The organism is Bariatricus sp. SGI.161 (assembly GCF_050313695.1).
Classification (GTDB): Bacteria; Bacillota; Clostridia; order Lachnospirales; family Lachnospiraceae; genus JAFBIX01.
This window is the reverse complement of the sequence record NZ_JBNPLX010000050.1, coordinates 1-11,010: the sequence shown is the minus strand read 5'-3', so window position 1 is coordinate 11,010 and position 11,010 is coordinate 1. Positions and strand designations below refer to the sequence as shown.

Annotated in this window: 5 protein-coding genes and 1 pseudogene; all 6 read left to right on the top strand. The window is 42.0% G+C overall.

Annotated features, from left to right (window positions below; genetic code table 11):
* Positions 1-4 precede the first annotated feature (4 nt).
* A complete protein-coding gene (locus ACQRBH_RS16695; RefSeq protein WP_427762584.1) occupies positions 5-817 on the top strand; it encodes a VirB6/TrbL-like conjugal transfer protein, CD1112 family in 813 nt (270 codons plus the stop codon).
* A 23-nt stretch (positions 818-840) separates the two neighbouring features.
* Positions 841-1,305, top strand: coding sequence for a PrgI family protein (locus ACQRBH_RS16690; RefSeq protein ID WP_427762582.1), 465 nt, complete (start codon positions 841-843; stop codon positions 1,303-1,305).
* Positions 1,187-2,092 carry a hypothetical protein gene (locus ACQRBH_RS16685; RefSeq protein ID WP_427762581.1) on the top strand — a complete coding sequence of 302 codons (906 nt, stop codon included), beginning with the start codon at positions 1,187-1,189 and terminating at the stop codon, positions 2,090-2,092. Before ACQRBH_RS16690 ends, ACQRBH_RS16685 begins: the two co-directional genes overlap by 119 nt.
* A gap of 1,295 nt (positions 2,093-3,387) precedes the next feature.
* A pseudogene (locus tag ACQRBH_RS16680) lies at positions 3,388-7,797 on the top strand (DEAD/DEAH box helicase family protein); the annotation flags it as partial.
* Between the two features lie 80 nt (positions 7,798-7,877).
* The gene (locus ACQRBH_RS16675; RefSeq protein ID WP_287779259.1) at positions 7,878-10,631 is read left to right on the top strand and encodes a YodL domain-containing protein; all 2,754 of its coding nucleotides are present in this window, start codon (positions 7,878-7,880) and stop codon (positions 10,629-10,631) included.
* A gap of 63 nt (positions 10,632-10,694) precedes the next feature.
* Positions 10,695-10,829: a hypothetical protein gene (locus tag ACQRBH_RS16670; RefSeq protein ID WP_287779256.1), complete on the top strand. Its 135-nt coding sequence runs from the start codon at positions 10,695-10,697 to the stop codon at positions 10,827-10,829.
* Positions 10,830-11,010 lie beyond the last annotated feature (181 nt).

Genomic DNA, 11,010 nt, shown 5'->3' with positions numbered 1-11,010 from the left:
ACTTATCAAGTCATGTTTGGATAACATGTTCACGTCTGTCAATGAGCAGGTGGGAACCATAGCCGGGCAGGTGGGACAGACACCGCAGGGGTGGAATGCAGGGATTTTTAATCTGATTCAGAATATATCCCAAACGGTGATCGTCCCCATTGCGGGACTGATCATCACCTTTGTCCTGTGCTATGAATTGATCACGATGGTAACACAAAAAAACAATTTCCATGAATTTGAGACTTATAACATTTTCCTCTGGATCTTCAAAGCGTATGTAGCCATTTATCTGGTGACAAATACGTTCAATATCACGATGGCGGTCTTTGACGTTGGCCAACATGTGGTCAATAATGCCGCCGGGGTGATATCAGGAAACACTGCGGTGGATGCAACAGAAGCAATTACACGAATTGTGGATGCCCTGGAGGATATGGAGTTAGGGGATTTGTTCCTGCTATCCATGGAAACGCTGCTGATCAGTATTACCATGCGGATTCTGTCAATCATCATAACCGTTATTTTGTACGGAAGAATGATAGAAATTTACCTTTATACTTCCATAGCACCAATTCCGTTTGCCACCATGACCAATAAGGAATGGGGCAATATCGGAAACAACTATTTAAAAGGCTTGTTCGCACTGGCATTTCAGGGATTCTTCATGATGGTCTGTGTGGGAATTTATGCAGTTTTAGTAAATGCAATGACCATATCCAGTGACCTTCATGCAGCAATGTTTTCAGTAGCGGCTTATACCGTGATTCTTGCATTTTCATTATTCAAGACCGGAAGCCTTAGCAAATCGATATTCAATGCCCACTAACGGGCAGGAAAGGAGCGCATACCATGGCGTATGTACCAGTACCAAAAGACCTTACCAAGGTCAAAACAAAAGTAGCATTAAATCTGACAAAGCGGCAGTTGATTTTCTTTTCACTTGCCGCAGTTGTGGGAATTCCGTTTTATCTGTTCATGAGAAAACCAATCGGTTACAGTATCGCTGCCATTTTGATGGTAACGGTCATGCTTCCGTTTTTCTTCATGGCGATGTATGAAAAAGACGGGCTTCCCTTTGAAAAAGTGGTGGCAAATATCATTCGACAGAAGTTTATCTGTCCGGCGGTAAGACCATATAAGACAGAAAATTTTTATCAGGAGATTTCCACCCTTGTAAAAAAGGAGGGTGTGCCGGATGGCAAAAAAGACAAAGCAGGAGGCTCAGCAGGAGCGTCTGTCCCTGGCGGAAAAAAGAAACCGTCAGGAAAGAAAAAACAAAAAAAGCAGAAAAGAAAGAGAACAGGAAAAGCGTAGGAAGAAACAGGAACGGGACCGTAGGAAACAGAAAAACATTCCTACAACTGCACAGCAGAGTATTCCGTATATTCGGATGCTGCAGGATGGTATCTGCCAGGTGACAAAGACCTTTTTCTCCAAGACAATTCAGTTTTATGACATCAATTATCAGCTTGCTTTAAATGAGGATAAGACCACGATATTTGAGAATTACTGTGATTTCTTAAATTACTTTGATTCTTCCATCAGTGTGCAGCTGTCCTTTATCAATCAGCAGGTGGATGTGGCAGAATTTGAGAAAAGCATCGATATTCCGGATCAGAACGATGACTTCAATGCCATTCGTGAAGAGTACCGTACTATGCTGAAAAATCAGCTTTCCAAAGGAAATAATGGTCTGGTAAAGACAAAATATATCACTTTTGGAATCGAAGCAGAAAGCCTGAAGGTGGCAAGACCAAGGCTTGAAAGAATCGAAACGGATATCTTAAATAACTTTAAGGTTCTGGGAGCACAGGCACATTCTTTGAATGGACTGGAAAGGCTGGAGATTCTGTATCATGTGTTCAACCAGGATCGGATCGAACCATTTAAGTTCCAGTATAAGATGCTGCCGGAAACTGGATTAAAAACTAAAGATTTTATTGCACCGACTTCCTTTAACTTTTCCAAGAATCAGACATTTTTGATGGGAAGAACGATGGGAAGTGTAAGTTACCTGCAGATTCTTGCACCAGAGCTGACAGACCGGATGCTTGCAGATTTCCTGGATGTAGATGACAGGATGAAATTGACGCAGTGTTAAGAAGAGGCGGCATTACTGCAGGAGGACGTAACCGAATCTATGAGTATTTCATGGAACATCATGATATGAAAGATGCAGCTGAGTTCCTGAAAAATGAGTATGGAACAGGTGGTTCCTCACCCGGAATACCAGGAGCAGATGCTTCCGACGCATCCCATGATGCAAAAGGATTAAAACTTGCAAAAGGGAAAATTGGCAGTCCAGAGGTAGAAGTTTTATTAAAGTGGAACAAGGTTGCAGAACGTGTTCGCCAGTTAATCCGCACAGATGATTATTTGTCACCGGAAGAAATGGAAAAGTACGAAGAACGACAGGAAGCACAAAGACTGGCAGATCTGGAAGAAGCACAGCAGATGTTAGGAGAACAGCTGGAGCAGGATACTTTGACAGCGGAAGATATAACTGATTTGCGATTAGTTGATTCAGAATATATGTCCGGTACCAGAACAAAAATCCATGATTTTGATTGCAAAGTTAAGGGAGAAGAGGATCGACTTCAATACACATTAGAATATCATGATGATGGAGAAGGTTTCACGATTCATACGGAAAAAGATGATATTTGGAATCGAATGTCAACACAAGAATTGGAACGTCTGGATGTAAAACTCGGACAAGAAGTACTTTATTATCATTATCACAACAAAACAGTAAATGCGGATACCTTAGCTGAATTACGGGAAATCAGGGAAGAAATCATGGAGGAAGAGTCTTCCTATTTTACTGCGATTTCTCAACGTGTGTGGACAGATTATGATAAAAAAGAAAAAGAACTGTCGGGAGAAGTTGAAGTATCGGAAGAAAAAGAATCATTGGAAGAGATTAACGGAATAGCAGAACCGATTCAAGCAACGAACTTCCACATCACAGATGATGAACTTGGACAGGGAACACCGAAGGAGAAATTCCGAGCCAATATTATGGCTATCCAGCTATTAAAGAAATGTGAGGATGAGAACCGTAATGCTACACCAGAGGAACAGAAAATCTTATCCCGATATGTTGGTTGGGGAGGTCTTGCAGATGCATTTGATGAGACAAAATCCGCATGGGAGACAGAATATCTGGAATTAAAGACCGTCCTTACACCGGAAGAATATGCTGCCGCCAGAGCGTCCACCTTAAATGCTCATTATACACAGCCGATTGTGATTGAAAGTATGTATCAGGTGTTGGAGAATCTGGGATTCACAAAGGGAAATATCCTGGAGCCATCTATGGGAGTTGGGAACTTCTTTGGAAAGCTTCCAGAGAATCTAAACCAGTCCAAACTCTATGGGGTGGAACTGGACAGCATCAGTGGCAGAATTGCTAAACTTCTTTATCCAGATGCCAATATCCAGATCAAAGGCTTTGAGAAGACGGATTATCCCAATGATTTCTTTGACGTGGCAATCGGAAATGTGCCATTCGGTGCATATAAGGTCAATGACCGTCAGTATGACCGCTACAATTTTATGATTCATGATTACTTTCTTGCCAAGACTATAGATCAGTTACGTCCAGGTGGTGTAGCTGCGTTGATCACAACAAAGGGAACTATGGACAAGGCATCACCGGAAGTCCGGAAATATTTGGCAGAGCGTGCAGACTTGCTGGGGGCAATCCGACTGCCGAACACAGCTTTTAAGGCAAATGCAGGAACAGAAGTCAGTGCGGATATTTTGTTTTTCCAGAAGCGTGAGAGTTTCACAAAAGAGATGCCAGACTGGGTGAATTTAGAGAGTGATGCAAATGGGATTACCATTAACAAGTATTTTGTTCAGCATCCGGGATTGATTCTTGGTGAGATGAAAGAAGTGTCCGGTCCGTATGGTATGGAAACAACCTGTGCTCCAATGGAAGGAGCTGATCTGGAATTACAGTTACAAGAAGCTGTAAAACACATCAAGGGAAGCATGGTAGCGGCAGTAGATATAGAGGCAGAACTGGATGAGATGCCAGAGAGTATTCCGGCAGATCCGAATGTTCGAAATTACAGCTATACGGTGGTAGATGATCAGGTATATTACCGTGTCAATTCTTTGATGAATCAGGTGAAAATGCCTGCAGCCACTGCAGAACGTGTAAAAGGCATGGTTGCAATCCGTGATACCGTTCGTGAACTGATCGCCATGCAGATGGAAGAATTTGTCACAGACGAAGAAATCCAGAAACAGCAGAAAAAACTGAATCAGGTGTATGATACCTACACAGCAAAGTATGGAGTTATTGGAAGTAATGCTAACAAACGTGCATTTTCTGATGACTCTTCTTATTGTCTGCTGTGTTCCCTGGAAGACTTGAATGAAGATGGAACATTGAAGCGGAAAGCGGACATGTTCACCAAACGAACCATTAAAAAGGCGGTCGCTGTGACAAGTGTGGAGACAGCCACAGAAGCACTTGCTCTGTCCCTAAATGAAAAGGCTAAAGTAGATCTCCCATATATGGCACAGTTGACCGGAAAGACCGAAGAGAAAATCACAGAAGAGCTGGTTGGAGTTATCTTCAAAAATCCACTGACAGACCAGTGGGAAAGCGGAGATGAATATCTCTCTGGAAACGTCAGGGATAAATTAAACACTGCGAGAACTTTTGCAGAGAATCATCCAGAATTCACACCGAATGTCCGTGCATTGGAGGCAGTTCAGCCGAGAGATCTGGAAGCATCGGAGATTGAAGTGCGTATTGGAGCCACCTGGATTGAACCTTCGGATTATCAGGAGTTTATGGTGGAACTGCTTCATACGCCGAGGTATCTTGCACAGAAGGAAATACAGGTAAAATTCTCTGAGGTAAATGGTGAGTGGAGGATTACAGGAAAGAATGCCGATAGTCCAAGAAATGCGTTTGCCTATGCAACGTATGGAACGGAGAGAGCAAATGCCTACCGGATTCTGGAAGATACCTTGAATCTAAAAGATGTACGAATCTATGATAAAGTCGTAAATGACAATGGGGATGAAGTGCGAGTTTTGAATAAAAAAGAAACTATGTTGGCATCACAAAAGCAGGATGCCTTGAAGGCTGCATTCCAAGATTGGATTTTCAAGGATCAACAGAGGAGAGAAAGGCTGGTAAGCGTGTATAATGAACGTTTTAATAGTATCCGCCCACGTGAATACGATGGAAGTCATCTGACTTTCCCAGGAATGAATCCGGAAATAGAACTTCGACCGCATCAGAAAAATGCAGTTGCACATCAGCTATACGGTGATAATGTGCTTCTGGCACATGTAGTAGGAGCTGGGAAGACTTACGAAATGGTAGCGGCGGCAATGGAGAGCAAACGTCTGGGATTATCTCAGAAAAACCTCTTTGTAGTTCCAAACCATTTGACGGAGCAGTGGGGAGCAGAATTCCTGCAGTTATATCCAGGGGCGAACATTCTGGTAGCAACGAAAAAGGATTTTGAACCGGCAAATCGAAAGAAGTTCTGTGCCAGAATCGCTATGGGAAATTACGATGCTGTTATTATTGGACATTCCCAGTTTGAGCGTATTCCAATCTCTGATGAGAAACAGGAAGCCATGCTTCAGAGGCAGATTGATGATCTGGAAATGGCAATCCAGAGTGCAAGGTATGAACAGGATGGTGGACGTTATACCGTCAAACAGATTGAAAAGACAAGAAAAACATTGCAGACAAGGCTGGAGAAACTGAATCAGAAAGAGAAAAAAGATCAGGTAGTTACGTTTGAAGAACTGGGAGTGGATCATTTATATGTAGATGAAGCACACAGTTATAAAAACGCATTTCTTTATACAAAAATGAGAAATGTAGCCGGAATTGCACAGAATGAAGCACAGAAGTCGGCGGATATGTTCAATAAATGTCAGTATCTGGACGAGATTACCGGAGGGAAAGGCATTACCTTTGCTACGGGCACACCGATCAGCAATAGTATGACGGAATTGTATATTATGCAACGGTATCTGCAGAACAGTAAATTGCAAAATATGGGACTTGGATTGTTTGATTCCTGGTCTTCCACATTTGGCGAGGTAGTCACCAGCATTGAGCTTGTACCGGAAGGAACAGGTTATCGTGCAAAGTCAAGATTTGCAAGATTTTATAATATTCCGGAACTGATGAATATGTTTAAGGAGATTGCAGATATCAAGACTTCCGATCAGTTAAAGCTTCCTGTGCCAGAGGCAGAATATGAAACAGTGGTGCTGAAACCAACGGAACAGCAGAAAGAAATCGTAGAAAGTCTGGGGGAACGTGCAGAAGTTGTCAGAAACGGAGGGGTAGATGCTTCGGTTGATAATATGCTGAAAATTACCAATGATGGAAGAAAATTGGCATTGGATCAGCGTTTGGTGAACGAATTATTGCCAGATAATCCAGAAAGCAAAATATCAGTCTGTGCAGAGAAAAGTTATGAGATCTGGAAAGACACGGCGGCACAGAAATCTGCACAATTGATTTTCTGTGACTTGAGTACCCCGAAAGGCGATGGCAACTTCAATGTTTATGATGACTTGAAGCAGAAATTGATGGAAAAAGGTGTACCGGAAAAAGAGATTGCTTTTATTCATGATGCAAATACAGAAGCAAAAAAGACGGAGCTGTTTGGAAAAGTGAAATCCGGGCAGGTTCGTTTTTTGATTGGCTCAACAGCAAAGATGGGTGCCGGGACCAACGTGCAGGATCGTCTGATTGCGTTGCACCATCTGGATATTGGCTGGAAACCATCTGACTTGGAACAGAGAGAAGGGCGTATTATCCGCCAGGGAAATCATAATAAAAAGGTTCATATCTTCCGATATGTAACAGAATCCACATTCGACAGCTACATGTGGCAGCTGATCGAGAATAAGCAGAAATTCATTTCTCAGATTATGACCAGTAAAGCACCTGTGCGAAGCTGTGAAGATGTGGACGAAGCGGCACTTTCCTATGCAGAGGTCAAGGCACTGGCAACCGGAAATCCGGCAGTAAAAGAGAAGATGGCATTAGATGTGGATGTGGCGAAATTAAAGCTTTTAAAAGCCAACCACATGAATAATCAGTACCGCTTGGAAGATGATATTGCAAGGAACTTTCCACAACAGATTGCAAAACTGACGGAGATCATAGACAGCTACAAGGCAGATATCGCTCATTATTCGGAGCATAAAATCACAGATACAGAACAGTTTGCTATGGAGATTGGTTGCAAAGTGTTCACAGAAAAGAAAGAGGCAGCAGCAGCACTTCTGGCGGTATGTAAAGATATAAAATCAGTAGATGCTGCGATGGATATCGGAAACTATCAGGGATTCAATATGAGGATTCAGTTTGATGGATGGAGTAAAGAATTTATACTATCCGTCAAACACGAGGCTGTCTCGAAAGTTCATCTTGGAGCAGATGCACTTGGAAATATTACCCGTATCAACAATCTGTTGGACAGTTATCCAGAGAAGCTTTCAGAAGCACAACAAAGACTGGAAACAGTGTATGAACAGCTGGCAAATGCGAAAGAAGAAGTGGGAAAGTCATTTCCAAAAGAAGAGGAGTTGAACCAGAAACTGGAGCGACTGTCAGAGCTAAATGCATTGCTCAATATGGATGAACGGGAAGATGCAGAAGCAGAGGTGTCTGAATCAGATGAGAAAGAAGAAAGACCGGCACGTGGTTCTATCCATGAAAAACTGCAGATTTATAAAGAAAAGAGTCAACGGGAAAGTGAAACTGGCAAGGAAACCAGAAAACGGGACTTCGGTTTGGAATAAGTAAACAGGAAAGATGGCATAATTTGGTAGAAGAAGGTTCTGCCGGTTATGCCATTTTTTAGAACACAGGAGGAATTTGAATGGCTAGAAATATGATAACAGGAAAAGAAACGCAGAAAATGCAGGAATATACGCAGGAACAGATAGACCGTGCAGAACACATGGAAATAGAGATTCCAGCGGATGTAAAGGAACAGATTTTTGAATATGCAAATCTGATTGGCGAGGAAGAGAAAGTAAGGACGTTGGTAAGAAATCTGACAGATGCAATCAATCAGGCAGATGAAGATAAAGTAGAGGAACTTCTGGATGATGCAAAAATGGATATTCAGGACTTACCAGATCCAACCATAGGCAAGCTGGAATTACGTGATTATGGATATACAGCAGAGGATATGGTACCGCTCAGAAAAGAAGCAGCTTTGGATTATCACAGAATGGGTTCTAAGATTTATTGCCTGGGCAGCGATGGCGGCAAGGGAGAGTATGCAAGTAAAGAAATGATACAGGCGCATGAAGGTCTGTTTGGCATGGAATTACAGATGTGGGAACGGATAAGGGATCAGAATCTGGATTATGCCGATGAAGATTTTGGAGCATTTCAGGAGCCTATGGGTGTCATTGACCAGGAAGAAGCATTGAAATTATACGATGCTGGAGCAGATATCTATCTGATCACTAATTTTTCATCACCGATGTATGTCACAGAACGCATGGAAATTGAACGAGGACCGGAGCATTATCAGATGTCCATGGCAGAACGGGAGCGTTTTCGTAACCTGGAATGGGAAATGCAGAAATATCCACAGATTCAATCTTTGAAAGAAGCAAACCTGTTGTTAGGAACAAGAAGGACATTTGGAATTTATCAGATCCGGGATGATTCACCGGGAGAAAACTATGCATTTATGAATATGAGTTTTATTGAAAGTCATGGTATGCAGATAAAAAAAGAAGATTATAAGCTGGTCTATGTTGGTGAATTATCAGGAAATATGTCACTGGATGATATTTTTGAAAAGTTCAACATTGACAGACCGGAAGACTTCCGTGGACATTCCCTGTCTGTCAGTGATATCGTAGTTCTGAATGACGGGGAAAAAGTAACCGCTCATTTTGTAGACAGTATCAGTTTTGAACAGCTGGATTCTTTCCTGAATCTGGAAGAACAGGTTCTTAGTGAACTGGCATATGAGGTAGGAGAACGTTACTTTGCTATTCAGATAACAGAAGAAGGATATGATTATTCCTTTTATGATGAAGATTTCCGCTTGATGGATGGTGGCGTTTATGAGAATGATGAAATTTCTATTGAAGAAGCGGCGGAAGAACTTTTGGAAGACGAAGACTGGACTGGAGAACGCATCCGTGGGGATTATGATCAGTTGATGGAAAAAGTAGAAGAAATGGATGAGATTGTAATGGCAGAGATTCAGAAAAGCCAGGGCGAATATAAACCACTGGCAAAGGTAGAGGAACTGGAAGAGGCAAATTACAACATGATTGATAACATCCTTAATAATATGCCACCGAAGAAAGAACCGTATCTGGAATATTTCGCCACAGAATGCGATGAGTTTCACGATATGGGGGCTTATGAAAAAAGTACCGATGTTAATCAGATAGCTGCAGTCTATGAAAAATATAGAGAGAATCCAGAAACTGCCTATCTTGGATGCTCAATGGGAATTATTTATCGTGATCCGGAAGACAGTTACTACGATGACGCTGAATTTGCAATTGTAAAAGGAAATACAGTACTTGGAAATCTGATGGACGATGTTCGATTTTATGGAGAACTTGCACTAGTAAGGGAAGGAATTGAGAAAATTCATGAAGCATTACCTGACTATAAGTACGTTCCGATGCGGGATGTTCGAGAAGCAATGTATCCAGAGAAGATGACCACAGAACAGTTAGCAGAGGCACTGGATGAGATTGCAGAAGCTTTTGATCCGTATGAGTATCGAGATAATGTGGAGACGGGAGAAAATACGGTACAGGAAGTAATGCTGGATTTGCGAAGCGGGAATATTCATTCCTATATTTCGTATCTGAAGGATATCGTAGACGAGGAATGCGATCATTCTGTGCGTGCAGGTGTATTGATGGAAAGACTGAAAGCCTATGAACCGGAACTTCCAAAAGATATGGAACCGATGGTGTATGTGAATTATTGTGAGAAAAGTGAGCTGGGGAATCCAAGATGCCAGAAGTTATCTGATTTGGATTCCAAAACCGTAGAACAGGACAAAGTCTGGTATGCTGAACGTGATCTAAACACCAACGAACCAAAAACGACAGCACAGATGTTTTTTACAGTATATTATGCTGAGAAGGGTGACAAGATGCTGCATCATTTTCAAGGTAAGATAGATATTGGCACCGGAAACGGCGGTATCATCAGTCAGTTAAAGATGCAGAATGAAATGAAATTGACAGATGAAAGCTGGATCAGTTATCAGCAAGGAAAAGGTAATGAAGAGTATCAGAAGTATATGGAAGATCTGACAGATATGCAGAATCATGTATTGCCGTATTTGCAGAGCTTTTGTAGTCTAGAAGAAAAAGGTGTGCAGGAGCGGAGAGAACAGCAGATTGCAGAAAAACAAGACGTTTTGACAGGAAGAGAAAGAGCAACCGCAGAGACGAAAGTGAAAAATACGAAGACTGCTGGGAAAGAGGCTTTGATTATGTGGACAGAAGATAAGAAGGTGGCTGCGAAAGCAAAGAAGCCTTCCATTCATGAAAGACTGGAAATCAATAAGAGGAAAATTCAAGAAAAACAGGGAAAAGATAAGCCGGAGAGAGGAGCTGATCGGGGCGTAATGTAAAGCCAACAAAAAGCATAAGGAGAGCACGAGGAATAAGGTGGAAAGAAAGTCAACGCAGAGATTGTGTATGCTCCAATGGTTGCTGAAGCATATGAGTATCAGTACAATGCGGATGCATTTGAAGCAAGAGGCGGTGCAGATATGAAGGTTGAAGCAGCGAAAGAAGTGCCAATGGTAAGGACAGATAAAGCCAGATAGTAATTTGGGCGTGGGAGTAATCCTGCGTCCTTTTTGTGTTTTAATACAGCCATTTTCCCTGACTGCTTTAGCTCCCTCCATGACATTGATATCAGTAGGATTGGGCATACCTTTTCAAATTAAATTATAGCATAAATCCGTCTGTTTCACAAGAGCTTCCAGTATTTCATAATCTGCGCAT

Coding starts and splice junctions, on each gene's coding strand:
- ACQRBH_RS16690 (WP_427762582.1), top strand. CDS start 841: ATGGCGTATGTACCAGTACCAAAAGACCTTACCAAGGTCAAAACAAAA.
- ACQRBH_RS16685 (WP_427762581.1), top strand. CDS start 1,187: ATGGCAAAAAAGACAAAGCAGGAGGCTCAGCAGGAGCGTCTGTCCCTG.
- ACQRBH_RS16675 (WP_287779259.1), top strand. CDS start 7,878: ATGGCTAGAAATATGATAACAGGAAAAGAAACGCAGAAAATGCAGGAA.